We start from the raw sequence: 26,707 nt of genomic DNA, 5'->3' as shown, positions 1-26,707 counted from the left end.
CAGCCCCGCGGGAGCGGGCGCCTACTGCGGCTGGAGCTTCGGCACCCGTTCCTGAGGGGCACCGCCCCGGGGCATCGCCGGGTGCAGCCCGAGCAGCACGATGCCCGCGACGATCGCCGCGAGTCCCGCCGCCTCCCAGGCCAGCGCGCCGGTGTCGGTGTGCAGCCGGTCGCCCAGGAAGCCGACGCCGCAGAGGATCCCGGCGAGGGGCTGGGCCGCCGTCAGTGCGGGCAGCGACATCCGCAGCGGCGCCGTCTCGAAGGCGCTCTGCACCAGCACCAGCCCGGTCACGCCGAGCGCGAGCACCGCGTAGGGCTCCCAGCCGGTCAGCAGCTCGCCGAGCCCGCCGGCCGAGAAGCGCTGTCCGCTGACCCGGGTCAGCGCGTCCTGCACGCCGTACAGCAGGCCCGCGGCCAGGGCCAGCAGCACCGGGCCCGCGCTGAGCCGGGAGCGCTTGGCGTACGTCGTGAGCAACAGCGCCAGTCCGATCATCGTGCCGATGATCGTCCAGTGCCGCAGGGGATCCGTGACCGCGCTGCCGCCGCGCGGCTGGCCCGCCACGATGAAGGCGGTCACCCCGCCCGCGAGCAGGACGAGTCCCGCCCAGCCCTGGCGGCCCAGCGACTGTTTCGTCTGATGCCGGGAGAGCGCGAGGGCGAACAGCAGGTTGGTCGCCAGCAGCGGCTCCACCAGGGAGATCTCGCCCTGGCCGAGCGCGATCGCGCCCAGGGCCATCCCGGCCACCATGAGGCCGAGGCCGCCCAGCCAGCGCGGCACCTTCATCAGGTCGAACAGCAGCCGCGGCGAGAGGAAGTCGCCGAGCGGCGCCCGCTGGGCCGCGTTCTGCTGGAGCACGAACCCGAAGCCCAGACAGCAGGCGGCGCTCACGGCGAGAACCAGAACCAGAACCGACACGCTGCGTACCTCGATCATCCGGTCGGGCCACGGACGGGGTGCGTAGTGGCCGACTGTAGCGTCCCGGCGCCCTCGGCACCCGGGATGTGCCCGAAGCGCCCGCTGCGGACCGCCCGGGGCGACGGTCTCGGGAGTACCCCGAACCGGGCTGCTGACCCGACCGCGGGGCCCGCGGCCCGAGCCGGGGGCGCGGGGGGCGCCCCTACGGCCATGGTGTGGGCTCGGGCCGGGCCGCGCCATGGCGCACGCCACACCCGCCGCGCCGTCCGCCGGTCGCGGACGCTCCCACCAGGGGCGGGCCGCCGCAGACCGTCCCGCGCCGCTGTGACCCGCCGGATCACCGGGGCCGGCAAGGCAAGAAGTGATGACGGAAGTCTGACGGCTGCCGGGGAGACCTGGCCCCGCCCGCCCGCGGGTGTTCGAATGGACGGGTGAATCCCGAACCGTCCGAGGAACGCGGCGCCCCCGTCGGCCGCCGGGTGTTCCTCGGCACCCTCGCCCTCGGCGCCCTGGGGGTCGTCGCCGCGCCCCCGCTCCAGCGCGGTCTGGAGGCCTTCCTCGGCAGTGCCGCGGACAAGGACCCCACGGGCCTGACCGGGCTGCTCCCCAACGGAGGCGGCTTCCGCTACTACTCGGTGACCTCGTCCGTCCCGCACAGGAACGCCTCGAACTACCGGCTCACCGTGGACGGCCTGGTCGACCGCCCGGGCGGCTACACCCTGGCCCAGCTGAAGGCCCTGCCGCAGACCCGGATGGTCAAGGACGTGCAGTGCGTCACGGGCTGGCGGGTCCCCGGCACCGCGTTCGAGGGCGTGCGGCTCTCCGCGCTCCTGGACGCGGCCGGCGTGCGGGCGACGGCCGGCGCGGTCCGTTTCACCTGTTTCGACGGCGCGTACAGCGAGAGCCTCACCCTGGAGCAGGCCCGCCGCCCCGACGTCCTGGTCGCCCTGCGCATGCAGGACAAGGACCTCGGTCACGACCACGGCGGTCCGGTCCGTCTCTACGTGGCGCCGATGTATTTCTACAAGTCGGCCAAGTGGCTCTCCGGCATCACCGTCACCGAGAAGGTGGAGCCCGGCTACTGGGAGGACCGCGGCTACGACGTCGACGCCTGGGTCGGCCGCTCGAACGGACGTGACGATGAGCCTACGAGCTGAGGCGCCGCCGGCCGCCCCGGAAGTGCGCCGCTTCAGCCGCGCGGAGCGCTGGGTGCACCGCACCACGGCCCTTCTGATGGGCGTGTGCGTGGTGACGGCCGCCTGCCTGTACATCCCCGAGCTCGCCCAGCTCGTGGGCCGCCGCGAACTGGTCGTACGGGTCCACGAGTGGGCGGGTCTGGCACTGCCCGTCCCCGTCCTCGCGGGTCTCGCCTCCCGCGCGTTCCGCGCCGACCTGCGCCACCTGAACCGCTTCGGCCCGTACGACCGCCGCTGGCTACGGGCCGTCCTGCGCCGGGACAAACGGCGGGAGTCGCGTCCGGCGGCCAAGTTCAACGCCGGTCAGAAGATCTACGCGGCCTGGATCGCCGGGGCCACCCTGGTCATGCTCGGCACCGGACTCCTGATGTGGTTCACCCACCTCACCCCGATCATGTGGCGCACCAGCGCGACCTTCGTCCACGACTGGCTGGCCCTGACCGTCGGCATCGTCCTGGCCGGTCACATCGGCATGGCGCTCGGCGACCCGGAGGCCCGGCGCGGCATGCGCACGGGTCGGGTGAGCCGTGAGTGGGCCGAGCGCGAGCACCGCCACTGGAAGCCGTGACCCGCACGGCCACGACCCTCCACCTCACCTCACCCCACGGCGGCCCCCGGAGAACACCGGCCGGGCCCTGCCCCCGGAGACCAGGCCCGCCCCGGAGGCGAGCCCTGTCCCCGGCGGCGAGGCCCCCCTGGAGGCGTCCCCCGGGTCCGCCGGTCAGCCGCCGAAGTCCAGCAGCACCTTGCAGGAGCGGCTGCGGTCCGCCGCCAGCGTGAACGCCGACTCCGCCTCCCGTACCGGAACGACCGCGCTGACCAGCGCGTCGAACGCGGGCTCGGCGGCCAGCAGCCGGAGCGCGTCGTCGAACTCGGTGTCGAAACGGAACGCCCCGCGCAGCTCGATCTCCCGGCTGACCAGCAGGTTCCCCGGAAACGGGCTCTTCCCCGGCGGCAGCATGCCGAGCTGCACGACGACCCCGCCGCGGCGCACCAGCCGCAGACAGCACTCCAGTCCGGCGGCGGTCCCGGAAGCCTCCACCGCCACGTCCACCGCCGGGTCCGTCTCCGACGGCCACCCGGGATCGGCCGGATCGTCGGCCCGGACGACCACGTCGGCGCCCGCGGCGCGCGCGTACCCGAGCGCGGCGGGCAGCAGGTCGGTCACCGTGACGTGGGCCGCGCCCGCCGCCTTCGCCGCCGCGACCACCAGGGTGCCGATGGGCCCGGTGCCGGTCACCAGCACCCGCCGTCCGGACACCGCACCGGCCCGGCGCACCGCGTGCAGCGCCACCGACAACGGCTCGGCGAGCACGGCCCGACGCAGTGGCAGCCCTTGCGGAAGCGGCCGTACCTGGTCGGCGGGGACGGCGATCTCGGCCGCGAAGCCTCCCTGGACGTGCGGTGTCCGGGCCGCGCTGCCGAGGTAGCGGGTGTCCCGGCAGACCTGCCGCCGCCCGTCCGCGCACTCGGGGCAGACCCCGCACGGCGTGGCGGGGTGCACGGCGACCGCGGCGCCGGCGAGCGGCCCGCTCGACGCGGCGCCGACGACTTCGTGCCCCGGCACCAGCGGCTCCCGCAGCCGGAAGTCGCCCACCCCGCCGTGCCGCCAGTAGTGCAGGTCGGAGCCGCAGATCCCGCCGTAACGGACGGCGACCAGCACCTCGCCGGGCCCCGGTGTGGGAGCCGCCCGCTCCTCGACCCGCAGGTCGCCCGGACCGTGGATCACACATGCCGGCATTCGTCGTCACGCCCTTTCACAGCACGCTCGTCATACCGCCGTCGACGTACAGCACCTGTCCGCCGACGAAGTCCGCCGCGGGGGAGGCGAGGAACAGCACCCCGCCCACCAGGTCCTCGGTGCGGCCCCACCGTCCGGCCGGGGTGCGCCGGCGCACCCAGGCGCTGAACTCCTCGTCCTCCACGAGGGGCCTGGTCAGCTCGGTCTCGATGTAGCCCGGGCCGAGGCCGTTGACCTGCACGCCGCGCGGGCCCCAGTCGGCGCACATGCCCTTGGTGAGCATCTTCAGCGCGCCCTTGGCGGCCGCGTAGGGCGCGATGCCGGGACGGACCACCTCGCTCTGCAGGGAGCAGATGTTGATGATCTTGCCGTGGCCGCGTCGGGTCATTCCCCGGGCCGCCTCCCGGCCCACCAGGAAGGCGCTGGTGACGTTCGCGTCCAGCACCCGGTGCCAGTCGGAGTCGGCGAACTCCAGGAGCGGGGCGCGCAGTTGCATGCCCGCGTTGTTGACGAGGACGTCCAGCGGACCGACCCGGTCCTCGACGTCGGCGATCCCGGCCCGCACCGAGGGCCCGTCGGTGACGTCGAACGCGGCGGTGTGCACCGCGCCCGGGAGTCCTGCGGCGGCCCGTTCGAGACGTTCCTCGTCACGCCCGTTGAGGACGACCGTGCAGCCGGCCTCGGCCAGACCCCGGGCCAGGGCGAGGCCGATGCCCCGGCTGGAGCCGGTGACCAGGGCCGTCCGGCCGCTGATGTCGAAGAGAGGATGGCTCACCATGGCTAGACCACCAGCGAGAGGAGCATGACGAGCCCGCCCGCGACCACCGAGATGATCGTCTCCATGACCGACCAGGTCTTCACGTTCTGGCCCACCGTCAGTCCGAAGTACTCCTTCACCAGCCAGAACCCGGCGTCGTTGACATGGCTGAAGAAGAGCGAGCCCGCGCCGATGACCAGCACCAGCAGGGCGGTGTGCGTCGTCGACATGTCCGCCGCGAGCGGTGCGACCAGGCCCGCCGCCGAGATCGTCGCCACGGTCGCCGAACCGGTCGCCAGCCGGATCGCCACGGCGATCAGCCAGGCCAGCAGCAGGGCGGGGACGGACCAGTCCTCGGAGATCTCCAGCACCATCCGGCCCACGCCGCAGTCGATCAGCGTCTGCTTGAAGCCGCCGCCCGCGCCGACGATGAGCAGGATGCCCGCGATGGGCGCGAGGCCCTTCTCGACCAGCCCGGAGATCCGGTCCTTGGCGAACCCGGCGGGCCTCAGCAGAGTGAAGATGCCGACGATCACGGCCGTGAGCAGCGCGATCAGCGGCGACCCGACGACGTCGAAGACGCGTTGCACGGTGTGCTCGGGGTCGTCCACCACGATGTCGACCAGCGCCTTGGACAGCATGAGCACGACGGGCAGCAGGATGGTGGCGAGGGTGGCGCCGAACCCGGGCCGCTTCTCCAGGTCCTCGGAGGGGCGCTGAGGGATCATGCGCTCGGGGGCGGGGACGTCCACCCAGCGTGCGGCGACCCGCGAGAACAGCGGCCCGGCGACGACGACCGTCGGTATGGCCACCAGCACGCCGAGCGCCAGCGTCACGCCCAGATTCGCGCCGACCGCGTCGATCGCGACCAGCGGACCGGGGTGCGGCGGGACGAGCCCGTGCATCACCGACAGGCCGGCCAGCGCCGGAATGCCGATCCGCATGAGCGAGTAGTTGCCGCGCTTGGCGACCATCAGCACCACCGGAATCAGCAGCACCACGCCGACCTCGAAGAACAGCGGCAGACCGATCACCGAGGCGATCAGGACCATCGCCCAGGGCATCGAGCGGCCGCCCGCCCTGGCGAGGATCGTGTCCACGATCTGGTCGGCGCCGCCGGAGTCGGCGAGCATCTTGCCGAGGATCGCGCCCAGCGCGATCAGCACGCCCACCCCCGCCACGGTGGCGCCGAGACCCGTGGTGAACGAGGCGATGGTCTTGTCGAGCGGCGCCCCGGCGAACGCTCCCAGCGCGAGCGAGCCGATGGTCAGCGCCAGGAAGGCGTGGAGCTTGAACGCGGTGATGAGCAGGACGATCACGGCGATGCCCGCCAGTACGGCGAAGCCCAGCTGTGCATGGCCGGCCGAGGTGATCGGCTCGACGGCATCCGCTGCCAGCGTCTCGACACTGAGTCTGGTCACGGGGGTTCCCTTGTCAGGTAGGGGAGGGGAGGGCGGGGTGGGGAGAGCGGGACCGCGGGCGCACGGCTGACGCCGGAGGGAAGCTCCGGTGCGAGGCGGCGAGCGCCGGCGACGAAGGCCGGCCGGCGGGACCGTCCGGCGGGGGTGGGCCGGACGGAGGGCTCAGTCCACGGGGTCGGCGAGCGCGAGCGCGGTCAGCGCCGTCGCCGCCCGTCCGGCGATGGTCTCCGGGGAGCCGGCGACGTCCACGACGACTCCGGCCTCGTCCGCGTCGAGGGGCTGGAGCGTGGCGAACTGGGAGTCCAGCAGGGCCGTCGGCATGAAGTGACCGCGCCGTTGCGCCATGCGGTCCTCGATCAGCGACCGGTCGCCCGCCAGATGGACGAAGACGACGGCGGGGGCGGCGGCCCTGAGCCGGTCGCGGTACGACCGCTTGAGCGCCGAGCAGCTGACCACTCCGCCGAGCCCCGCCCGCTCGTTCGCCCAGGCCCCGATGGCGTCGAGCCACGGCCACCGGTCGTCGTCGCCGAGCGGGGTGCCGGCGGACATCCTGGCGATGTTGGCCGGCGGGTGGAAGTCGTCGCCCTCGGCGTAGGGGACGCCCAGCCGGGCGGCGAGCAGGGGGCCGATGGTGGTCTTGCCCGTGCCGGCGACGCCCATCACCACGACGACGTGCGGGGTACGCATCTCTGCCTCGCTGTCTTCCTCGACATCCGGCGCCGGTGGACGCCGCCGACGACACTGAAGCCGATTACGTAGGACTATTACAAGACCCTGTGCCAAATAAGTCTGACTTTTTGGCTCGGTGATCTACCCCGTACGCTGAGTGCATGACCACTCCGGACCGGGGGCTTCACGGCCGTGTCCTGGACGCCCTGGGGCCCGCGATCACGGCGGGCGAGTACCCGCCCGGCAGCGTCCTGCGCACCGACGAGCTCGCCCAGCGCTTCGACGTCTCCCGGTCGGTGATGCGCGAGGCGGTCCGCGTCCTGGAGTCCATGGACCTGGTCGAGTCCCGCCGCCGGGTGGGCGTGACGGTCCGCCCCAGGTCCGCATGGAACGTCTACGACCCGCAGGTCATCCGCTGGCGGCTGGCCGGCGCCGACCGCCCGCACCAGCTGCGCTCGCTCACCGTGCTGCGCTCGGCGATCGAGCCGGTCGCGGCGGGTCTGGCCGCACGCCACGCCACGGCGGAGCAGTGCGCCGAGCTCACCGAGTGCGCGCTCGGCATGGTGGCCCACTCACGCGGCCACCGGCTGGAGGGCTACCTGGTCCACGACATGGCCTTTCACCGGGTGATCCTCGCCGCCTCGGGCAACGAGATGTTCGCCCGCCTCGGCGACGTCGTCGCGGAGGTCCTGGCCGGCCGCACCCATCACGAGGTCATGTTCGAGGACCCCGACCCGGCCGCCGTCACCCTGCACGTCCAGGTCGCGGAGGCGGTCCGGGCCGGGGACGCGGCCCGCGCGGAACGGCTCACCCGCGAGATCACCGTCGGCGCCCTCCACGAACTGGACATCCTGGCCCCCTGACGCGGCCGGCGCCCGGCGTCACGCCGGGAATTCCCCGTCCACGTACGCCCAGTCCCCGTCCACCCGCTCGAAGCGGCTGCGCTCGTGCAGCGAGCCGCCCCGGTGGTTCGCGCGGAACTCCACCGTCCCCGTCGGGTGGAACGCACTCCCGTCGGACACGGCGAGCACCTCCAGGCCCGTCCACCGCGTCCCGGGATCGAGCTCCAGCCGCTCCGGGCGCGTCCGCGGATGCCACGTCCGCAGCAGATAGCCCGCCTCGCCCAGGACGAACGCGCTGTAGCGCGACCGCATCAGCGCCTCGGCGGTCGGCGCGGTTGCGGCGCCCCCGTGATAGCGGCCGCAGCACGCCTCGTACGGTGCGGGACGACCGCACGGGCAGACGGCGGGGACGGCGGCAGAAGCGCGCTGCCGCGGGCGCGCGGAACGTCGGGCCATGACCCCATTGTGCCCGCCCGCCCACCCTCCCCCCGACGTCCCCCTCCGGCCGCCCCCGCCCTCCCGCGGACGTGTCACCGGCCCGGCCCGGCGGTCAGGCCGATGCCGCGCCGCGCTGCGCCGACGGCGTCGGCAACGGCGGCAGCGCCGTCCCGTACACCCAGGCCGCGAACAGCTCGTCCAGCGGTTCGGACGCGAACCGGGCGGCGTGCGCGGCGAACGTCGCCGTGGTCACCGACCCGCCCCGGTGCACCCCCAGCCAGGCCCGCACCATGTGGAAGAACGCCTCGTCGCCCAGCGCACAGCGCACGGCGTGCACGGCGAGACCGCCCCGCTCGTAGAGCCGGTCGTCGAACATCGACTTGCGCCCCGGATCGGCCAGCCGCAGGTCCTGCGGCCGCGTCGCCAGCAACCGGTGCGCGGCGGCGGCGAGTTGCTGCGCGCTGCGGCCGCCCGACCGCTCCGACCACAGCCACTCCGCGTACTTCGCGAAGCCCTCGTTCAGCCAGATGTGCCGCCAGTCGGCGATCGACACGCTGTTGCCGAACCACTGGTGCGCCAGCTCGTGCGCCACCAGCCGCTCCGAACCCCGCGCCCCGTCCACGTGGTTGGCGCCGAACAGCGACAACCCCTGCGCCTCCACGGGGACGTCGAGCTCCTCCTCCGTCACGACCACCGCGTACTCGTCGAACGGGTAGGGGCCGAAGAGCTGTTGGAAGAGGTGCATCATGCCGGGCTGGCGTGCGAAGTCCCGCGAGAACTCCGGCAGCAGCCGCGCCGGGATGTGCCCGTGCTGGGGGACGCCGCCGAGCCCCGGGTCGCCCAGCAGGACCGTCTGGTACTTGCCGATGGACAGCCCGATCAGATAACTCGACGTCGGCGCCGACTGCTCGTACACCCACGTGGTCGTCGACGCCTTCGTGGTCCGCGTCAGCAGCCGCCCGCCCGCCACCACCGAGTACGCCGACGGCGTCGTGACCGATATCAGGTACGACGCCTTGTCCGCCGGACGGTCGTTGCACGGGTACCAGGACGGCGCCCCCACGGGCTGGCTCGCCACCAGCGCCCCGTCGTCCAGCTCCTCCCAGCCGATACCGCCCCAGGGGCTGGGCACCGGCTTGGGGTTGCCCGACCACTGCACCTCCACCGTGAAGGCGGCCCCGGCGCGCACCGGCTTGGCCGGCCGGACCCGAAGCCGGCCGCCCCGGTGCGTGTAGTGCGCCGGACGACCGTCCACCCGGACCCGGCCGATCTTGAAGTCGGCCAGGTTCAACTGGAACTCGGCCAGCGCCGACCGCCCCGCGATCGCGTTGATCCGGGCCGCGCCCGACAGCCGGTTCGGGCCCGGCCGGTAGTCCAGCGTGAGCTCGTAGCGGTGCACCCGGTACCGGGAGTCACCGTTGGCCGGGAAATACGGGTCCGGCCCGACCGACTGCTGAACTGCCACTTCCCCGTCCGCTCCCTGCCCTGTGCTCGAACCGCCCGCCGCGGGTGCGTCGCCGCGCTCCGGCTCCGAGTAGCCCGTCCTCAGGGACGCCATGCCTCGATCGGGTTGCCGAGCCAGCGGGTGTCGTCCGGGACGGACTCCGCGGCCATGACGAGCGACGCGGGACCCAGGGTCGTCCGGGCCCCGACCGTGCTGCCGGGCAGCACGATCCCGCCAGGGCCCAGCGTGGCGCCCTCACGGAGGACCACAGTATCCGTCCGCAAGATCCGGTCGTGGAAGAGGTGAGTCTGCAGGACGCACCCGCGGTTGACCGTCACGGCGTCCTCGAGGGTGACCAGATCCGACTCCGGCAGCCAGTAGCTCTCCACCCACGCGCCGGTCCCGATCCGCGCGCCGAGCCCGCGCAGCCACGCCGTCATCACCGGCGTCCCCGGCACCGCACCGGCCAGCCACGGCACCGCCACCACCTCGACGAACGTGTCCGCCAGCTCGTTGCGCCACACGAACCCGCTCCACAGCGGGTGCTCGCCGCTGCGGTGCCGGCCGACCAGCAGCCATTTGGCGACCACCGAGACGAGGGCCGCCGCGCCCCCCGCCCCGAGCAGCACGAGCCCCGACAGCAGCGGCGCCCAGACGCCGAGCGCGCACAGCGCCGCCACCGTCAGGACGGCCAGCCCGGCCGAGCAGAACACCGGCACGATCCTGCACAGCTCCACCAGCGCGCGCGCCCACAGCAGCCGCGCAGGCGGCTCGTAGGTCCGGCTCCGGTCACCGTCCGTGGTGTTCCGCGGCAGCTTCACCGGCGGCAGCCCCAGATACGAGCTGCCCTTCTTCGCCTTCTTCGGCGTCGCCGACAGCACGCCCACCAGACCGCCGTCCGGCACGCTGCGCCCCGGCGCGGTCATCCCCGAGTTGCCGAGGAACGCCCGCCGCCCGATCTCCGCGCGCCCGATCCGCATCCAGCCGCCGCCGAGCTCGTACGGCGCGGTCAGCGTGTCGTCGGCGAGGAACGCGCCCTCGCCGACCGTGGTCAGACTGGGCAGCGCGAGCACGGTGGAGACCTCGGCGCCCTTGCCGATCCGCATCCCGAGCAGCCGCAGCCACACCGGCGTGACCAGCCCGGCGTACAGCGGGAACAGGGTCTCCCGCGAGCGGTCCATGAGCTGCGTGACCGTCCAGGCCTGCCAGCCCGTCCGGCTGTGCGTGGGGTGCGTGCCCTCACGCAGCCCCAGGCTCAGCGACCGCACGGCCGCCAGCAGCAGCGCCGCGTACGCCGCGCCGAAGGCGAGGGTCGCCGGGACGAGGGCGAGCGCCGCACCCGCCAGCGCGGCGGCGAGTCCGTCGCCGGGCCGTACGAACAGGCCCGCCACCAGCAGCGCCGCGCTGCCCGCCAGCACCGGAAGCGCGGTCAGCGCGAATCCGGTCAGGCCGTACATGAAGCGCCAGTACGTGCCCCGCGCCGGCCGCTCCTTGGGCCAGTTGCGCTTGGCCTTGCCGAGCTTGGCCGCCGGAGCGCCCGCCCAGCGCTGACCGGTGGGGACCTGACCGGTGACCGCGGAACCCGGCGCCACCTCGGCCCGCTTGCCGACCCGGGCCCCCGGGAACAGCATGCTGCGCGTGCCGACGACCGCGTGCGCACCCACCTTGACGGGCCCGATCTCGAGCCGGTCCCCGTCCAGCCAGTGGCCCGACAGGTCCACCTCGGACTCGACGGCCGCGCCCCGCCCCAGCTTGAGCATGCCGGTGACCGGCGGCAGCGAGTGCAGATCCACGTCCGGCCCGACCTTGGCGCCCAGCGCCCGCGCGTACCGCTCCAGCCAGGACCCGGTCAGCGAGGTCGCCCCGCTGAACTCGGCCAGCCGCTCCGCCGTCCACAGCCGCAGATGGACGCCGCCGCCGCGCGCGTACCGCCCGGGCCGCACCCCGCGCAGCAGCAGCCGCGCACCGCCGGCCGCGATCGCGAGCCGCCCGGGCGGGCTGAACAACAGCAGAGCGCCGCTCACGACCAGCCACCAGGGGGCGGTCGGCAGCCAGGAGTACATCGGCAGCAGATTGCCCACCAGGGCCAGCGGCACCGTCCAGCGCAGCCCCAGCAGCGTGAACAGCGGGAGGAGGAGCAGCAGCTGGATCACCTTGGCGCGCACCGGCACCGGCGCGACGACACGGGCGGCGCCGTCGTCCTGCGCGGACTCCTCCAGGTGGCGGGCCAGCTTGCGCAGCGTCGGCTGCTGGTAGACGTCGAGGACGGCCGCGCTCGGATACCGGGTGCGCAGCCGCGTGGTGAGCTGAGCGGCGGCCAGGCTGCTGCCGCCGATCGCGAAGAAGTCGTCGCGGGCGCCGGAGACGGGGATGCCGAGCACCTCCGTCCACTGCTCGGCGAGCCAGGCCTCCGTGCCGTACAGCTGCTCGGTCCTGCCGCCGGTCTCCAGCCCCTCCAGGGGCCAGGGCAGCGCGTTGCGGTCCACCTTCCCGGACGTCCGGGTCGGCAGGTCGTCGACCGGCGCGAGCAGCGGCACCAGGGCCGCGGGCAGCTCGGCGCGCAGCCGTCGCACGGCCGCCGCCTGGTCCCAGCCCTCCTGGACGACGACGTACCCCACGAGAAGCTGGTTGCCGCTGCGGGCGGTGCGCACGGCCGCCGCGGCCCCCGCGACCCCCGGCAGCGCCTGCAGCGCCGCGTCCACCTCGCCCAGTTCGATGCGCCGCCCGCCGAGTTTGATCTGCTCGTCGGCCCGGCCGAGGAAGACGAGCCCGTCGGCGTCGGCGCGCACCAGGTCACCGCTGCGGTACGCCCGGTCCCAGCCCAGCGACGTCAGCGGCGCGTACTTCTCCGCGTCCTTCTCGGCGTCGAGGTACCGGGCGAGCCCGACCCCGCCGATCACCAGCTGCCCGCTGCCGCCCATCGGCACCGGTTCGCCGGCCTCGTCCACGACGGCCAGCTCCCAGCCCCGCAGCGGCAGTCCGATGCGGACCGGCTCCTCGCCGGACATCAGCGAGGCGCAGGCCACCACGGTCGCCTCGGTCGGCCCGTAGGTGTTCCACACCTCCCGGCCCTCGGTCACCAGCCGCTGCACGAGCTCCGGCGGGCAGGCCTCGCCACCGAAGATCAGCAGTCGTACGTCGTTGAGCGTCTCGGGCTCCCACAGCGCGGCCAGCGTCGGCACGGTGGAGACCACCGTGATCTCCTGCTCGACCAGCCAGGGCCCGAGGTCGGCGCCGCTGCGCACCTGGGAGCGCGGCACCGGGACCAGACAGGCCCCGTACCGCCAGGCCAGCCACATCTCCTCGCAGGAGGCGTCGAACGCCACCGACAGCCCGGCCATCACCCGGTCGCCGGGTCCGATCGGCTCCTCGGTGAGGAACAGCGCGGCCTCGGCGTCCACGAACGCGGCGGCGCTGCGGTGACTGACGGCGACGCCCTTGGGCTTCCCGGTCGAGCCGGAGGTGAAGATGATCCAGGCGTCGTGCCCGGCGCCGGGGCGGCCGGCGGCCGCGCCCGACCCGCCGTGGACGGCGATCGTGTGCCCGGCGCTGACCACCGCCCGCACGTCCGCCTCCCCGAAGACCAGCTCGGCCCGCTCGTCGGGGTCCTCGGCGTCCACCGGCACATAGGCCGCGCCGACGGCGAGGACGGCCAGGATCGCGACGTACAGGTCGTTGGTGCCGGAGGGCACGCGCACGCCCACCCGGTCGCCGAGCCCGACCCCGGCCGCGGCGAGCCGGCGCCGGAGCCTGTCCACCTCGACGGCGAGAGCACGGTAGGTCAGCGGCGTGCTGCCGTCGTCCAGGGCGAGTTCGTTCGGGAACGACCGCACGGACGCGTCGAAGACGTCGACGAGGGTGCGCGCAGATGCGGCGGGACCGCCGGAGAAGCGGGCGGTGTCACCGAGTCGAGCGTGGATTTCTTCGTCGAGCAGGCCGAGAGCGCTGCTCTCGTGAATGGCTGCCATCGGTCCTCGCGTCTCGAACCCGGAAGCCTCCGGGGCGCCGGCGGGCCCGCAGGTCTGCCTGGGGTTGTCCGGTCCAGCTCCGTAACAAGCCGGAAATTTTAGTACGAAGCTAGGCTCGTCGGCTTGCGGCGGCCACTCGGGGAGACCGTCCGGCGTACCGGGGAAGATCGTTCGCAGGCCTCCGACCTGCACGTCCCACAGGTCGGAGAGATGTGCCCCACATCGGCCGGGAAGAGGCTCGCGGAGCGCCCGGGAGGGGTGCCGACGGGGCCGCAGAACGCGAAGAGGGCGGCCCGGCCAACGGCCGGAACCACCCTCTTCGCTGCTGTGTCCGAGGGGGGACTTGAACCCCCACGCCCGATAAAGGGCACTAGCACCTCAAGCTAGCGCGTCTGCCATTCCGCCACCCGGACAAGGTGTCTGTCGTGCGGGGTTTCCCTCGCGGCGACGTCGTAAACATTACCAGGCTTTCCCGGGTGCCCGATCACAGCCGGCGGACGGCGGCGGACCGTGCCCGCGTGAACGGTCCGTGTCGGGCCGGGACCGCTCTTGGGCGCGGACCCGCGGGCGGGGGAGGATGAGCGGGACCCACCAGCAGTGACAGCGGGAGGAAGCAGCGTGAGCGCGACGGACGACCATGCCAGCAGCGTCACCGGCGAGGACGAGGTCGTGGACCTCTGCCGCGACCTGATCCGGATCGACACCAGCAACTACGGCGACCACTCCGGTCCCGGCGAGCGCAAGGCGGCCGAGTGGGTCGCAGAGAAGCTCGCCGAGGTGGGCCTGGAGCCCAGGATCTTCGAGTCGCACCCGGGCCGGGCCTCCACCGTGGCCCGGATCGCCGGCGAGGACCCCTCCAGGCCCGCACTGCTCATCCACGGCCACCTCGACGTCGTCCCGGCCAACGCCGCCGACTGGACCCACCACCCCTTCTCCGGCGAGGTCGCGGACGGGTGCGTGTGGGGCCGGGGCGCGGTCGACATGAAGGACATGGACGCGATGACGCTGGCGGTCGTCCGCGACCGGCTGCGCTCCGGGCGCCGGCCGCCCCGCGACATCGTGCTCGCGTTCCTCGCCGACGAGGAGGCCGGCGGCACGTACGGCGCCCGGCACCTCGTCGACCGCCATCCCGACCTGTTCGAGGGCGTCACCGAGGCGATCAGCGAGGTGGGCGGGTTCTCGTTCACCGTGAGCGAGGAGCGGCGGCTGTACCTCGTCCAGACGGCCGAGAAGGGCATGCACTGGATGAAGCTGACCGTGGCCGGCACCGCCGGACACGGCTCGATGATCCACCGGGACAACGCCATCACCGAGCTGTCCGAGGCCGTCGCCCGGCTCGGCCGGCACACCTTCCCGGTACGGGTCACCAAGACGACCCGGGCCTTCCTCGACGAGCTCGGCGACGCCCTGGGCACCCCGCTGGACCCCGAGGACATGCAGGCGACCCTGGCCAGGCTCGGCGGCATCGCCAAGCTGATCGGCGCGACGCTCAGCAACACCGCCAACCCGACCCAGCTGGGCGCCGGCTACAAGGTCAACGTCATCCCGGGGGAGGCCACCGCGCACGTCGACGGGCGGTTCCTGCCTGGCTACGAGGACGAGTTCCTCGCCGACCTGGACCGGATCCTCGGCCCGAACGTGCGCCGCGAGGACGTGCACTCGGACAAGGCCCTGGAGACGTCCTTCGACGGGGCGCTCGTCGACGCCATGCAGTCCTCGCTGCTCGCCGAGGACCCCACCGCCAAGGCCGTCCCCTACATGCTCTCCGGCGGCACCGACGCCAAGTCCTTCGACGACCTCGGCATCCGCGGATTCGGTTTCGCCCCGCTCAAACTGCCTCCGGAGCTCGACTTCGCCGGCATGTTCCACGGCGTGGACGAGCGGGTGCCGGTGGACGGCCTGCGCTTCGGAGTGAGGGTGCTCGACCGTTTCATCGACGCGTGCTGAACGTCCGGGCGGCACGAGATTCCCTCGGTGAGGGAAATCGGCCGCCTGTGCGGAACGGACTGGGAAGAGTGAATGCGCCGATAAGCGCGTAGCCCCACTAATTCCGCCTCGTTACTGGTGATGCGATCCGCTGCACGGGGTCGCTTTGCCTACAAGGAGGAATAATGATCAAGAAGGTCGTCGCTGCTGCGGCTGCCACTGGTGGGCTGGTTCTCGCGGGCGCGGGCATGGCCGTCGCCGACGCGGGCGCTCAGGGTGCCGCGGTGCACTCCCCGGGCGTCCTGTCCGGCAACGTCGTTCAGGTTCCCGTGCACGTCCCGGTGAACGTCTGCGGCAACACGATCTCGGTGATCGGGCTGCTGAACCCCGCCTTCGGCAACACCTGCATCAACAACTGACGTCGACCCGCTGAGGGGTCGTCCACACCGTCGGCCCCGGAGCGCACGCCATGTGCTCCGGGGCCGACCGGTCTTTTTCCCCATGGAAAAGCCGAGAGCGAAAGCAGGGATTCAGCAATGCGACAGGCCACCCGTAAAAGCCTCATGACCGTGGCGGCGGCGACGGGGGTGATCGCTGCCGCCGGCGGCTACGCCCACGCCGACTCCGGCGCGTACGGCGCCGCCACCGACTCGCCCGGCGTCCTGTCGGGCAACACGGTGCAGGCGCCGGTCAACGTGCCCGTCAACGTCTGCGGCAACACCGTGGACGTCATCGGCGCGCTCAACCCGGCCTTCGGCAACTCGTGCGCCAACAAGGGCGGCGGCGGGAAGTCCCACGGCTACGGCGACCACCAGGGCCGCGGCGGCGGCCAGGCAGGCCACCAGGGCGGCGGCCACGGCGGCGGTCACCACGGCGGCTCCGGCGCGCACGGCGGCTCCGGCGGCGCCCACGCGGGCGGCCACACCGGCGGATCGCCCGGTGTCGGCTCGGGCAACCACGTCCAGGTCCCCGTCGACGTGCCGGTGAACGTGTGCGGCAACAGCGTGGACGTCGTCGGCATCCTCAACCCGTCGATGGGCAACGACTGCGCCAACGGCAGCGGCCCGCAGCGGCCCCCGTCCCGCGGCCACGAGACGCCGGGCAAGCCCGGACACCACGGCCCCGGCAAGCCGGAGGGCCCGGGCGAGTCCACTCCGTCCGCACCCGAGAGGCCGAGCACCCCGGGTCATGCGACGCCGGTCGGCGACTCGTCCGTGCACGGGCCCGCCCTCCACGCGCCGCAGCTCGCGCACACCGGAAGCGGCCTGCCGATGGGCCTCGCGGTGCCGGTCGGCGCGGGCGCACTGCTCGCCGGCGCGGTGCTCTACCGCAAGGCGCGCCCCTCGGCGTGAGGCGTCCCGGCGCTCACGACGGAGCGGGCCCCGCCATGGCGGGGCCCGCTCCGTCTCGTCGTCTCAGCTCACCATGTGGCCCGCGCCTGACGAATGATCCGCCGGCGCAGCCGCACCCGGCGACTGCCGTCGCGCAGCAGGCTCAGGCGGTCCAACTCCCAGTGTCCGTACTCGGCGTGGTCGGTCAGCAGCCGTGTCGCCTCCTTGCGGGAGACCCCGCGCGGTACGTACACGTTGACAAATTCGTATTCCGGCATCGCATCTATTGTGCGGGCTGGGGCCCGGTACGGATAGCGTCTGCACTATGTCTGATGCTGCGCAGCCCACCGCTGCCGAGGTACGCGCCGCCGCCGAGGCGGTCAAGACCGCGCTCGACCGCCACCTGGCCGCGGTCGAACGCAGGACGGGAGAGGACGACCCGGCCGTCTACGAGGCGTTCAACGAGCTGGCCGCGGCCGCCGAGGTCTACGACGAACTGCTCTACGACCGCTACGACGAGGTCACGCCCTTCGAGATCCCCGGCGCGGAGGACTCCCTGCCGCCGTACGCGGGTCCCGAGGAGCCCAACGCCCTGAGCGTGCTCATCCGCCGCGACTACGCCGTCGCGGAGCCGCAGCGGCTGATGGCGCAGGCGCAGCGGGTGGAAGCGGCGGAGGACGAGGGCACGGGCACCGAGGTCTCGGCCACCGTGCACGGCGCGCTGGGCATCCTGTTCGGCGAGTTCGAACCGGACGAGATCGCCTCCCGGCACAAGGAGTTCGGCCTCGAGGAGGCCGACTCGACGCTGTGGGTGCTGGCCGCCGACGACCCGGCAGACCCGGGCGAGTGGCTGGAGACGCCGTTCGACCAGCCCGACCCGGGCAGCGTGATCTGCCGCTTCGACGTCAGCTCGGTCTTCGACGACCTCGACGACGACGCCGACGACGATCTCGTGGACGGGCTGGAGGAGGACGAGGAGCTGGAGACGCTCGACGCGGATCGCTGACCGGCAGCAGGCTGCTTCCGTGACGTAACCGGCGGCGGCCGCCCAGGGGCACCCCTGGGCGGCCGCCGCCGTCCGTGTCAGACCGGGGTCTGCTCGGCGGCCGCCGGGACCTGGGTGCGCAGCAGCACCGGCAGCCGGGTGGTACGGGGCTTCGCCGGGACCTCGGCCACGGCCCGCGCCAGGGCCTGCTCGACGCCGTGCACCACGGAGAGATGGCGCTCCGCCCGGCCGAAGGCCGTGTACACCCAGGGGCGGGAGAGGACCTGCCCGGCGTCCCCGGGCAGCACCACGACCGCCGCGGGCCAGCGGCTGCCCACCGCCTGGTGCGCGGTCAGCGCCCATCCATGACGCACGGCCTGCTCCACCCGCTCTCTCGGGACGACGACGGAGCCCTCGGCACAGGAGAGATGCAGACCCTCGGCGTCGGCCGTCACCACCCGGCCCGGCACCGCACGGCCCGGCACGGGGGAGTGGACGACCCGGTCGCCGGGGTCGAACCCGCCGAAGCGGCCGGGGCCCGGATTGAGCCGTTCTTTCAGCGCGGCGTTGAGCGCGCGCGTACCGGCCGCGCCGCCGTGGCCCGGGGTGATCACCACGGCCTCCTCGGGCGTGATCCCGAAGGCGCGCGGCACCGACTCGGCCAGCAGCTGCACGGTCCGGTGCACGGCCTCCCTGGCGTCCCGCACCGGCACGACGACGACCTCCTTGCCGGGCGCGTCGACCTGGTTCAGCTCACCGATGCCCACGCCGGAGACGAGCTCCCCGATCGGACCCGGATCAGGGGTCCGCGAGGCGATCTGCGGACTCACGCGCGCCGCGAGCAGATCGGCGAAGACCCGCCCCGGGCCCGCGGACCACAGCACGCCCGGATCCCCGCTGAGCACCAGCCGCGCCCCGTCGGGCAGCGACTCCGCCAGCATCGCGGCGCTCTCCACGTCGAGTTGCGGCGCGTCGAGCAGGATCAGCAGGTCGAGCGCGAACGCGCCCTCGGCGTCCCGGCCGGGCCCCTCGGCGCCCGAGAGCAGACCGCGGACGGTCACGACCGCGCCGTCACCCGAGTCGTCGCCCGCGGCGTCCGCCGTGCCGCCCTGCTCGTCGAGGAGAGCGGTGAGGCGGCGTCGTCCGTCGGGTGTGTGGCAGGCCGCGACCGCGCGCAGGCCCAGCCCCCGGGCCGCGGCGAGCAGCGCGGCCGGTTCGGCGCGGGCGGCCTCGCCGCCGGTGTGCAGCACCAGGCCGTTGGCGGCGACGGCGCGGATCAGCTCGGCCGCGCTGCCGGTCGCGGCGGCCGCCGCCGGCTCCCACACAGCGGCGGAGTCCTTCGCCGGCGAGTTGATCACGCGGGCCAGCGCGTCGGCGAGGCTCTCCTCCGCGAGCGCGTGACGCTCCAGTCCGACGAGGACACGAACCGGCCGGCTGTCCTCGTCCGCCCCGCCCTCGTCGGCCGCTCCCCCCGATGCCGGGCCCGCCGCCGACGCCGGCCGCTCGGCGCCCGGCGCGTCCAGGGCGTCCTGGAAGGCGAGCGCCTCACCCTCGGCCAGCGTGTTCTGCACGGCCGTCTGCGCGTCCGGCACGGCGTGGCGGCCGAGGGCCGTGGTGAGCGCCGGCAGGTCCAGGGCGGTGTGACCGGCCAGGGCGGCCTGCTCCAGCAGCCACACCGTGACCGCGCGGCCGCGCCGCTCGTCGTCGGGGGCGCAGTCCGGGCCCAGCAGCGTCCGCGCGAACCCGTCGGCCTGCTCGGGGCGTACCCCGGGGACGCGCAGCAGTTGCCACGGGTCCTCGCGCAGCAGGTGCTCGGCGCCCTCGCCGAGTGCGGCGGCGGTCTGCGGCGCGAGCACCTCGGGCGCACCGCCGTCGGCCAGCGCGCGGCGCACGCCCGCGACGGCGTCCGGCGCCGGCGGTCCGGCGGCCTCGGCGGGAGCCTGCTGCGCGCGGCGCACCGGCTCCTGGGCCGCTCGGCGCGGAGCGGCCTGCGGGTCGTCGAAGACGGTGGCCGCCGGCTTCGCGCCGCCCTCCACCGCGCGGACGGCCGCCAGCAGGTCGGCGGCCGTCCCGCTGAGCTTGGCCCCCGCGGCGATGGGCGCGGCCTTCTCGGCCTTCCGCCGCTCGATCCGCTCCCGCTCGAGCTTCTGCGCGGCCAGCTCGGCCTGTGCCTCGGAGATCTGCCCGGCTGCCTGCCCGTCACCGCCGTCCGCGGCCCCCGAAGCCGCGCCCTCCCCGTCCGCCGCCACGCCACCGGTCTCGCCACCCGCAGCCTCCGCACCCGCACCCTGCGCGCCGGCGGTCTCCGCTTCCGCCCCCGTGCCCACGGCCTCCGCGCCTGCGGTCTCCGCCTCCGCTGCCTCCGCGCCTGCGGCTTCCGGTTCGTTGCCGTCCGTCCCCTCGACGGCTGAGGCGGCGGGACCGGCTGCGGGCGACTCCGCCGTTACGGCGGCGTCCGGTGCGGTGGGGGCTCCGGTGCTCCGCGGTGTCCCCGGTCCGGTGTTCTCCGTCGTGTCCCGCGGCTCCGGCTCCGTGCTCACAGCGTGCTCCAGTCGTGATCGGGATAGCGGTGCACGGGCGCCGACACATCGTCGAGCGCCCGGCAGATCTCGTCAGGAAGACTAAGCGCCTCCACTGACAATGCCGCCGTGAGCTGCTGCGCGTTGCGCGCGCCGACGATCGGGGCGGCCACCCCCGGACGGTCGCGGACCCAGGCGAGGGCGACCTGCAGCGGCGTCACCGCCAGCCCGTCCGCGGCGGTCGACACGGCGTCCACGACGCGGCTCGCGGTGTCGTCGAGGTACGGCTCCACGAAGAGCCCGAAGTGGTCCGAGGCGCCCCGTGAGTCCGGCGGCAGGGCGTCGCCGCGGTACTTTCCGGTGAGCACGCCGCGCCCCAGCGGGGAGGAGGGCAGCAGCCCGATGCCCAGGTCCAGCGCGGCGGGCAGCACCTCGCGCTCGATGCCGCGCTGCAGCAGCGAGTACTCCATCTGCGTCGCCGCGAGCCGGGTGCGCGTGCCCGGCGCGGCGAGCTGCCAGGTGGCCGCCTTGGCGAGCTGCCAGCCGCAGAAGTTGGAGACTCCGGCGTACCGGGCGCGACCGCTGGCGACGGCGATGTCAAGGGCCTGCAGTGTCTCCTCCAGCGGGGTGTCCGGGTCGAAGGCGTGCACCTGCCACAGGTCGACGTAGTCCGTGCCGAGCCGGGCCAGTGAGGCGTCGAGGGCCGCGAGGAGGTGACCGCGCGAACCGTCGAACCGGCGGTCCGGGTCGGGCACGCTGCCCGCCTTGGTCGAGATGATCAGGTCCCGGCGCGGCACCAGCCCTTCCATGACCCGCCCGAGCAGGTACTCGGCGTCCCCGTCCCCGTACACGTCGGCCGTGTCGACGAGGGTCCCGCCCGCCTCCCAGAACGTCTTCATGACGTCCGCGGCGTCGTGCTCGTCGGTGTCGCGGCCCCAGGTCAGGGTGCCGAGCCCGATACGGGACACGCGCAGGCCGGTGCGGCCGAGATGCCTCTGCTCCATGGACGCCGAGATTACTGGCCAGAACTGGGCAGTGGGTTGCCTGTGGACAACCGGATCTCCGGTCCGGGGCGGCCGGGTCCCCGCAGGCGGCGGCCCTCGCGGGCTCCGGGCGACCCGGGCCGGACCTCGTCGCGCTAAGGTCTGCGGAACAGCGTCGTTACTGATGAGTAAGGGGATCGGCCATGCAGCTCGGGATCAACCTCGGCTACTGGGGTGCCGGAATGGACGGCGACAACCTCGCCGTCGCCCAGGAGGCCGACCGCCTCGGGTACGCCGTCTGCTGGGCCGCCGAGGCCTACGGATCGGACGCGGCCACCGTGCTCACCTGGGTCGCCGCGCAGACCGAGCGGATCGACGTCGGCTCGGCCATCTTCCAGATCCCGGCACGTCAGCCCGCGATGACCGCGATGACCGCCGCCACCCTCGACTCCCTGTCCGGCGGCCGCTTCCGGCTCGGCCTCGGCGTCTCCGGACCGCAGGTCTCCGAGGGCTGGTACGGCGTCAAGTTCGACAAGCCGCTGTCCCGTACGCGCGAGTACGTCGAGATCGTCCGCAAGGCCATGACGCGTGAGCGGCTGTCGTACGAGGGCGCGCACTGGACGCTGCCGCTGCCCGGCGGACCGGGCAAGCCGATCAAGCTGACCGTGCACCCGGAGCGCGAGCACATCCCCCTGTACATCGCCGCGATCGGCCCGAAGAACCTCGAGCAGACCGGCGAGATCGCCGACGGAGCGCTGCTGATCTTCCCGTCGGCGGACCACCTCGAGGACACCGCGATCACCCATCTGCGGGCCGGCCGGGAGAAGGCCGGCAAGACCCTCGACGGCTTCGACGTCTGCCCCACGCTGCCGCTCGCGCTCGGCGAGGACAAGGACGTCGAGCGCCTCGCCGACACCTTCCGCCCCTACACCGCGCTGTACGTCGGCGGCATGGGCAGCCGCAAGCAGAACTTCTACAACCAGCTCGCCCAGCGCATGGGCTACGAGCAGGCGGCGGCCGAGATCCAGGACAAGTACCTGGCCGGAGACAAGCAGGGCGCGGCGGCCGCCGTCCCGCACCGGCTGATCGACCAGACCACCCTGCTGGGCTCGGTGGAGCGGATCGCCGACCGCATGAAGGCCTACGCGGCGGCCGGCGTCACCACCCTCACCCTGGCGCCCGCCGGATTCACCCTGGAGGAACGCCTCGCCTCGCTGCGGGCGGGCTCCCGTGCCCTGGAGATCGCCGGCCTCGGATAGCCGCCCGCCGGGAATGTCAGCGGCCGTGGTGGGGGCTCGGGGTGTCTTCCCCGCCACGGCCGTCACGGGGAACAACGCGCCCGGGCCCGCGTGGTTACGCCTGCGCGCCGACTCCCCGGATCCCCCGTTCGGCGGAGCCGTCCGGCACAGCTGTTGCACCGTCGCAGTCGCCGCATTTGACTCGTTTCTCACGGAATGTCGCGAAAACACGCGCCATGCGGAGAGGTGAGCGACGAGTGCTTTCGGCCAGGAGTCTGTTCCAGGAGATCATCGACAACGACCGGTCCTTCGCGCTGTTCTGCTCCATCGCCGCCGGCGGGGAGTCGCAGGGCGGCTGGGAGAACGCCCGGATCGCCGCGCTCGTCCCGCCGGGCGAACGCGATCTCGCCCCCCGGATCGCCCGCCACGGCGCCGACGAGGACAAGCACGGGCGGATCTTCAACGCCCTGATGCGCAGGCGCGGTCTGGACCCCGTGCCCGTGCCGCCGGAGACCGACTACACGATGCTGCTGGAGCGCCGCGGCATCGGTCTCGCCCACGACCGGCTCAGCGCGGACGAGCCGCTGAGCGTGCCGGACATCGTCACCTACCTCGCCCACAGCCGGGTCACCGAGCAGCGCGCCTCCGAGCAGATGGAACTGCTGCGCAGGCACTTCGCCGACCACCCCGACCTCGGCCGCGCCGTGAAGATGATCTCGAACGACGAGGACAACCACCTCGCCTACTGCCACGAGGAACTGCTGCGCTTCGCCCGCGCGGGCCACGGCCGCGCCATCCAGCGCACCCTGCGCGCCTGCGCGCTCGCCGAGATCCGCGTCTACCGGGACGTCAGCCTGGCCGTCATGGACCACATGGGCCGGCTCCTCGGCTGGCCGAAGGCGAAGGCGGCCGTCCTCGCGGCCGGCATTCACGCCGTGTACGCGTGGGAGCGGGTCGTCGGCTGGCGGCGCATGGTGTCCCTGGAGATGCCCGAGCGCCGTGACGCGCTCGGCGGCTCTGCGACCACCGCCGCCGAGTTCGCCTGAGCCGTGCGGCCGTCCGGCTACAGCCAGCCGCGCCGCTTGAACAACCGGAACAAGAGCACCTCGAGCACGCCCATCACCGCGATGACCGCCGGATACGACCACACCCAGTGCAGTTCCGGCATGTGCTCGAAGTTCATGCCGTAGATCCCCGCGATCATCGTGGGCACGGCGGCCATCGCCGCCCACGCCGAGATCTTGCGCATGTCGTCGTTCTGCCGGACGCTCATCTGCGCCAGATGCGCCGACAGGATGTCCGTCACCAGCCGGTCCAGGCCCTCCACGGACTCGTTCACGCGCGTCAGGTGGTCGTGCACGTCACGGAAGAAGGGCCGCGCCCTGTCGTTCACGAACGGCACGCCCGAACCGTACGCGCCCGTGCCGGCCAGCCGGCTCAGCGGCGGCCCCAGCGGGCCGGTCGCCCGGCGGAACTCCAGGATCTGCCGTTTGAAGGTGTAGATCCGCGACGCCGTGTTCCGCGAACCGCCCCCGTCCGGCGAGAACACCTCCGTCTCCAGCTCCTCCAGGTCGGTCTGCAGCTCCGTCGCCACGTCCAGGTAGTGGTCCACGGTGGCGTCGGCGATCGCGTACACGACCGACGTCGGCCCCTCGGCGAGCAGTTCCGGCTCGTCCTCCAGCCGGCGCCGCACGGCGGCCAGCGGGGCGCCGTCGCCGTGCCGGACGGTCACCAGGAAGGAGTCGCCCAGGAACACCATCACCTCGCCGGAGGAGACGGTGTCGCTCTCCGCCTCGTAGACGACCGGCTTGAACACCAGGAACAGGGAGTCGTCGTAGACCTCCAGCTTGGGCCGCTGGTGGGCCTTCAGCGCGTCCTCGACGGCCAGCGGATGCAGCCCGAACTCCTGGGTGACGTGGTCGAACTCCTTCTCGGTGGGCTCGTGCAGCCCGATCCAGACGAACCCGCCCGCGGAACGCGCCTCGTCCACGGCGTCGGAGAAGTCCTGCGGGCCCTCGGCACGGCGCCCGTCACGGTAGATGGCACAGTCGACGATCACGCGTCGCATTCTCCCCTCGCACCCTCGCCGGCACACGCGCGCGTACGCCTACCCTGGGCCGCATGCCCACGCTGATCCTCGTCCGGCACGGCCGGTCCACCGCCAACACCTCCGCCGTGCTCGCCGGCTGGACGCCGGGAGTCGCCCTCGACGAGCGCGGCGCCGCACAGGCCGCGGCGCTGCCCGGAAGGCTCGCGGCGCTGCCCCTCGCGGAAGTCGTCGCGAGCCCCCTGCAGCGCTGCCAGGAGACGATCCGGCCCCTCCTCGACGCCCGCCCCGGCCTGCGCGCGCACACCGACGAGCGGATCGGGGAGTGCCACTACGGCGACTGGTCCGGCCGCAAACTCGCCGAGCTGATGGACGAGCCGCTGATGGAGGTCGTGCAGTCGCACCCCTCCGCCGCCGCCTTCCCCGGCGGCGAGTCGCTGCGGGCCATGCAGACCCGCGCCGCGGAGGCGGTCCGCGAGTGGAACGCGCGCGTGGAGCGCGACCACGGCGCCGACGCCGTCTATCTGATGTGCTCGCACGGCGACGTCATCAAGTCGCTCGTGGCGGACGCTCTCGGACTTCATCTCGACCTCTTCCAGCGGATCTCCGTCGAACCGTGTTCCGTCACCGCGATCCGTTACACCCGGCTGCGCCCCTTCCTCGTGCGTCTCGGCGACACCGGCGACCTCGCCTCCCTCGCACCGCGCGAGGAGCCGCCGACCGGGGAGGCCACGGTCGGGGGCGGTGCGGGCGCACCGTGATCGTCGGCCGCAGTAGGGTGAAGCGGTTCGTGTAGGCGCGCCTACCCGCACGGACGATCCTCATCCGCCTCCCCGACCCACGACGACCCTCGATTCCCATGGAGATCAGGACGTGTCCCGTCAGGTGTTCCTCTACGACCCGCCGGACCGCTTCGTGGCCGGTACGGTCGGACTGCCCGGGCGCCGCACTTTCTTCCTCCAGGCCACCGCCGGTACCCGGGTGACCAGCGTGGCCCTGGAGAAGACCCAGGTCGCCGCACTCGCCGAGCGCATGGACGAACTGCTGGACGAGGTCGTGCGGCGCAGCGGCGGCAGCGCCGCGGTGCCCGCCGTGTCGCCCGCCGAGAACACCGACACGGCGCCCCTCGACACCCCCATCGAGGAGGAGTTCCGGGTCGGCACCATGGCCCTTGCCTGGGACGGCGAGGAACAGCGCATGATCGTCGAGGCGCAGGCCCTGGTGGAACTCGAGGCGGACTCCGAGGAGGACCTCGCGGAGGCCGAGGAGAAACTCCTGCAGGACGAGGAGAACGGACCGCCGATGCTGCGGGTCCGGCTCAGCGGCTCCCAGGCGAGGGCCTTCGCCAAGCGCGCCCTCGACGTCGTCAACGCCGGCCGTCCGCCGTGCCCGCTGTGCAGCCTGCCGCTCGACCCGGAAGGACACGTATGTCCGCGCCAGAACGGATACCGCCGGGGGGCGTGACCACCACCGACCCCGCGACCGCCGCACTCCTCGCGCACGGGGAGCTCACCGTGCGCGGACGCATCCGTGAGGCCTCGAACGCGGCCCTGTACTGCACCGTCTCCCACGAGGGCCGGGAGGCCGCCTGCGTCTACAAGCCCGTCGCCGGCGAGCGGCCGCTCTGGGACTTCCCGGACGGCACCCTCGCCGGCCGCGAGGTGGCCGCCTACGAGGTCTCCGAGGTCACCGGCTGGGGCCTCGTGCCGCCGACCGTGCTGCGGGAGGGACCGTACGGCGAGGGCATGTGCCAGCTGTGGATCGAGACGGCGCCGGAGGCAGAGCTGCTCGCCCTCGTGGACGCGCAGGAGCCCGGGCCGGGCTGGAAGGCCGTCGGATTCGCCGAGGTCGGCGAGGGCCGCACCGCGCTGCTGGTGCACGCCGACGACGAACGGCTCAGACGGCTCGCCGTCCTCGACGCGGTGATCAACAACGCCGACCGCAAGGGCGGCCACCTGCTGCCCACCGCCGACGGCCGGCTCTACGGCATCGACCACGGCGTCGCCTTCAACGCCGAGAACAAGCTGCGCACCCTGCTGTGGGGCTGGGCGGGCGAGCCGCTGAGCGGCGAGGCCCTGGACGTTCTCAAGGCCCTCAAGAGCGCCCTGGAACCGGCCGGCCGACTGGCGACCGCGCTGACCGCGCTGATCACCCCCGCCGAACTCGACGCCACGCGCGCGCGTACCGAGGCGCTGCTGGAGTCGGGCATCCACCCCGAGCCGACGGGCGACTGGCCGGCGATCCCCTGGCCTCCCGTGTAGCCGCGCCCCGCCCTCGCGGGACGCCG

The 26,707-nt window shown here is 73.5% G+C and carries 24 protein-coding genes and 1 tRNA gene; 12 read left to right on the top strand and 13 right to left on the bottom strand.

Annotated features, from left to right (window positions below; all coding sequences use genetic code 11):
- Window positions 1-21 precede the first annotated feature (21 nt).
- Window positions 22-915, bottom strand: coding sequence for a DMT family transporter (locus ACH4ZA_RS16940; protein WP_319279446.1), 894 nt, complete (start codon window positions 913-915; stop codon window positions 22-24).
- Window positions 916-1,346: 431 nt separating this feature from the next.
- Between ACH4ZA_RS16940 and ACH4ZA_RS16935 the strand changes: the two genes are divergently transcribed.
- Together ACH4ZA_RS16935 and ACH4ZA_RS16930 are read left to right on the top strand one after the other, a co-directional pair.
- Window positions 1,347-2,072 (top strand): molybdopterin-dependent oxidoreductase, encoded by a 726-nt coding sequence (locus ACH4ZA_RS16935; RefSeq protein ID WP_398430117.1) that lies wholly within the window; start codon window positions 1,347-1,349, stop codon window positions 2,070-2,072.
- On the top strand, window positions 2,056-2,679 hold the full coding sequence (locus ACH4ZA_RS16930; protein WP_319279448.1) for a cytochrome b/b6 domain-containing protein: 624 nt from the start codon (window positions 2,056-2,058) through the stop codon (window positions 2,677-2,679). Before ACH4ZA_RS16935 ends, ACH4ZA_RS16930 begins: the two co-directional genes overlap by 17 nt.
- Before the next feature lie 153 nt (window positions 2,680-2,832).
- Here the strand turns inward: ACH4ZA_RS16930 and ACH4ZA_RS16925 are convergent, their stop codons facing one another.
- The 4 genes from ACH4ZA_RS16925 to ACH4ZA_RS16910 form a co-directional block, all read right to left on the bottom strand.
- Complete coding sequence (locus ACH4ZA_RS16925; RefSeq protein ID WP_398430116.1) at window positions 2,833-3,852, bottom strand: L-idonate 5-dehydrogenase; 1,020 nt, start codon at window positions 3,850-3,852, stop codon at window positions 2,833-2,835.
- A gap of 16 nt (window positions 3,853-3,868) precedes the next feature.
- Window positions 3,869-4,630, bottom strand: a complete 762-nt coding sequence (locus ACH4ZA_RS16920; protein WP_398430115.1) for an SDR family oxidoreductase — start codon at window positions 4,628-4,630, stop codon at window positions 3,869-3,871.
- 2 nt (window positions 4,631-4,632) lie between these two features.
- Window positions 4,633-6,030 carry a gluconate:H+ symporter gene (locus tag ACH4ZA_RS16915; protein ID WP_398430114.1) on the bottom strand — a complete coding sequence of 466 codons (1,398 nt, stop codon included), beginning with the start codon at window positions 6,028-6,030 and terminating at the stop codon, window positions 4,633-4,635.
- 162 nt (window positions 6,031-6,192) lie between these two features.
- Window positions 6,193-6,717 carry a gluconokinase gene (locus tag ACH4ZA_RS16910; RefSeq protein WP_398430113.1) on the bottom strand — a complete coding sequence of 175 codons (525 nt, stop codon included), beginning with the start codon at window positions 6,715-6,717 and terminating at the stop codon, window positions 6,193-6,195.
- 143 nt (window positions 6,718-6,860) lie between these two features.
- On the opposite strand from ACH4ZA_RS16910, the gene ACH4ZA_RS16905 reads away from it, so the two are divergent.
- Entirely contained in the window at window positions 6,861-7,562 is a 702-nt protein-coding gene (locus ACH4ZA_RS16905; RefSeq protein ID WP_307041373.1) for a FadR/GntR family transcriptional regulator, read from the top strand.
- Window positions 7,563-7,580: 18 nt separating this feature from the next.
- On the opposite strand, the gene ACH4ZA_RS16900 is transcribed toward ACH4ZA_RS16905, so the two are convergent.
- The 4 genes from ACH4ZA_RS16900 to ACH4ZA_RS16885 form a co-directional block, all read right to left on the bottom strand.
- Window positions 7,581-7,997, bottom strand: coding sequence for a YchJ family metal-binding protein (locus ACH4ZA_RS16900; protein WP_319279454.1), 417 nt, complete (start codon window positions 7,995-7,997; stop codon window positions 7,581-7,583).
- A gap of 94 nt (window positions 7,998-8,091) precedes the next feature.
- Window positions 8,092-9,444, bottom strand: a complete 1,353-nt coding sequence (locus ACH4ZA_RS16895) for a M1 family metallopeptidase (RefSeq protein WP_319279455.1) — start codon at window positions 9,442-9,444, stop codon at window positions 8,092-8,094.
- A gap of 80 nt (window positions 9,445-9,524) precedes the next feature.
- A complete protein-coding gene (locus ACH4ZA_RS16890; RefSeq protein WP_398430112.1) occupies window positions 9,525-13,391 on the bottom strand; it encodes a Pls/PosA family non-ribosomal peptide synthetase in 3,867 nt (1,288 codons plus the stop codon).
- Window positions 13,392-13,719: 328 nt separating this feature from the next.
- Window positions 13,720-13,804: transfer RNA gene (locus tag ACH4ZA_RS16885), tRNA-Leu, on the bottom strand.
- Between the two features lie 205 nt (window positions 13,805-14,009).
- On the opposite strand from ACH4ZA_RS16885, the gene ACH4ZA_RS16880 reads away from it, so the two are divergent.
- From ACH4ZA_RS16880 to ACH4ZA_RS16870, 3 genes are all read left to right on the top strand, one after another.
- The gene (locus tag ACH4ZA_RS16880) at window positions 14,010-15,338 is read left to right on the top strand and encodes a M20/M25/M40 family metallo-hydrolase (protein WP_319279457.1); all 1,329 of its coding nucleotides are present in this window, start codon (window positions 14,010-14,012) and stop codon (window positions 15,336-15,338) included.
- A 164-nt stretch (window positions 15,339-15,502) separates the two neighbouring features.
- The gene (gene chpH, locus ACH4ZA_RS16875) at window positions 15,503-15,736 is read left to right on the top strand and encodes a chaplin ChpH (protein WP_319166214.1); all 234 of its coding nucleotides are present in this window, start codon (window positions 15,503-15,505) and stop codon (window positions 15,734-15,736) included.
- 117 nt (window positions 15,737-15,853) lie between these two features.
- Window positions 15,854-16,669, top strand: a complete 816-nt coding sequence (locus ACH4ZA_RS16870) for a chaplin (protein WP_398430111.1) — start codon at window positions 15,854-15,856, stop codon at window positions 16,667-16,669.
- 68 nt (window positions 16,670-16,737) lie between these two features.
- Here ACH4ZA_RS16870 and ACH4ZA_RS16865 read toward each other — a convergent pair whose 3' ends face one another.
- Window positions 16,738-16,926 (bottom strand): DUF5703 family protein, encoded by a 189-nt coding sequence (locus ACH4ZA_RS16865; protein WP_319279459.1) that lies wholly within the window; start codon window positions 16,924-16,926, stop codon window positions 16,738-16,740.
- A 47-nt stretch (window positions 16,927-16,973) separates the two neighbouring features.
- Between ACH4ZA_RS16865 and ACH4ZA_RS16860 the strand changes: the two genes are divergently transcribed.
- Window positions 16,974-17,654 carry a hypothetical protein gene (locus ACH4ZA_RS16860; RefSeq protein ID WP_319279460.1) on the top strand — a complete coding sequence of 227 codons (681 nt, stop codon included), beginning with the start codon at window positions 16,974-16,976 and terminating at the stop codon, window positions 17,652-17,654.
- A gap of 77 nt (window positions 17,655-17,731) precedes the next feature.
- On the opposite strand, the gene ACH4ZA_RS16855 is transcribed toward ACH4ZA_RS16860, so the two are convergent.
- Both ACH4ZA_RS16855 and ACH4ZA_RS16850 read right to left on the bottom strand, forming a co-directional pair.
- The gene (locus tag ACH4ZA_RS16855; RefSeq protein ID WP_398430109.1) at window positions 17,732-20,173 is read right to left on the bottom strand and encodes a helix-hairpin-helix domain-containing protein; all 2,442 of its coding nucleotides are present in this window, start codon (window positions 20,171-20,173) and stop codon (window positions 17,732-17,734) included.
- Window positions 20,170-21,156: an aldo/keto reductase gene (locus ACH4ZA_RS16850; RefSeq protein ID WP_398430108.1), complete on the bottom strand. Its 987-nt coding sequence runs from the start codon at window positions 21,154-21,156 to the stop codon at window positions 20,170-20,172. Before ACH4ZA_RS16850 ends, ACH4ZA_RS16855 begins: the two co-directional genes overlap by 4 nt.
- Window positions 21,157-21,338: 182 nt before the next feature.
- Between ACH4ZA_RS16850 and ACH4ZA_RS16845 the strand changes: the two genes are divergently transcribed.
- Window positions 21,339-22,394 carry an LLM class F420-dependent oxidoreductase gene (locus tag ACH4ZA_RS16845; protein ID WP_398430106.1) on the top strand — a complete coding sequence of 352 codons (1,056 nt, stop codon included), beginning with the start codon at window positions 21,339-21,341 and terminating at the stop codon, window positions 22,392-22,394.
- A 236-nt stretch (window positions 22,395-22,630) separates the two neighbouring features.
- Window positions 22,631-23,419: a ferritin-like domain-containing protein gene (locus ACH4ZA_RS16840; RefSeq protein WP_398430104.1), complete on the top strand. Its 789-nt coding sequence runs from the start codon at window positions 22,631-22,633 to the stop codon at window positions 23,417-23,419.
- Between the two features lie 17 nt (window positions 23,420-23,436).
- Here the strand turns inward: ACH4ZA_RS16840 and corA are convergent, their stop codons facing one another.
- Window positions 23,437-24,432 (bottom strand): magnesium/cobalt transporter CorA, encoded by a 996-nt coding sequence (gene corA, locus ACH4ZA_RS16835; RefSeq protein ID WP_398430102.1) that lies wholly within the window; start codon window positions 24,430-24,432, stop codon window positions 23,437-23,439.
- 62 nt (window positions 24,433-24,494) lie between these two features.
- Here corA and ACH4ZA_RS16830 point away from each other — a divergent pair, with 62 nt between their 5' ends.
- The 3 genes from ACH4ZA_RS16830 (at window position 24,495) to ACH4ZA_RS16820 (ending at window position 26,681) form a co-directional block, all read left to right on the top strand.
- Window positions 24,495-25,181 (top strand): histidine phosphatase family protein, encoded by a 687-nt coding sequence (locus ACH4ZA_RS16830; protein ID WP_398430101.1) that lies wholly within the window; start codon window positions 24,495-24,497, stop codon window positions 25,179-25,181.
- A 112-nt stretch (window positions 25,182-25,293) separates the two neighbouring features.
- On the top strand, window positions 25,294-25,884 hold the full coding sequence (locus tag ACH4ZA_RS16825; protein WP_057579653.1) for a DUF3090 domain-containing protein: 591 nt from the start codon (window positions 25,294-25,296) through the stop codon (window positions 25,882-25,884).
- Complete coding sequence (locus ACH4ZA_RS16820; protein WP_398430100.1) at window positions 25,848-26,681, top strand: SCO1664 family protein; 834 nt, start codon at window positions 25,848-25,850, stop codon at window positions 26,679-26,681. Before ACH4ZA_RS16825 ends, ACH4ZA_RS16820 begins: the two co-directional genes overlap by 37 nt.
- The last annotated feature ends 26 nt before the right edge of the window (window positions 26,682-26,707 follow it).

This window comes from Streptomyces sp. NPDC020597 (assembly GCF_044335095.1).
Lineage (GTDB): Bacteria > Actinomycetota > Actinomycetes > Streptomycetales > Streptomycetaceae > Streptomyces.
This window is presented reverse-complemented; position numbering and strand designations above follow the sequence as displayed.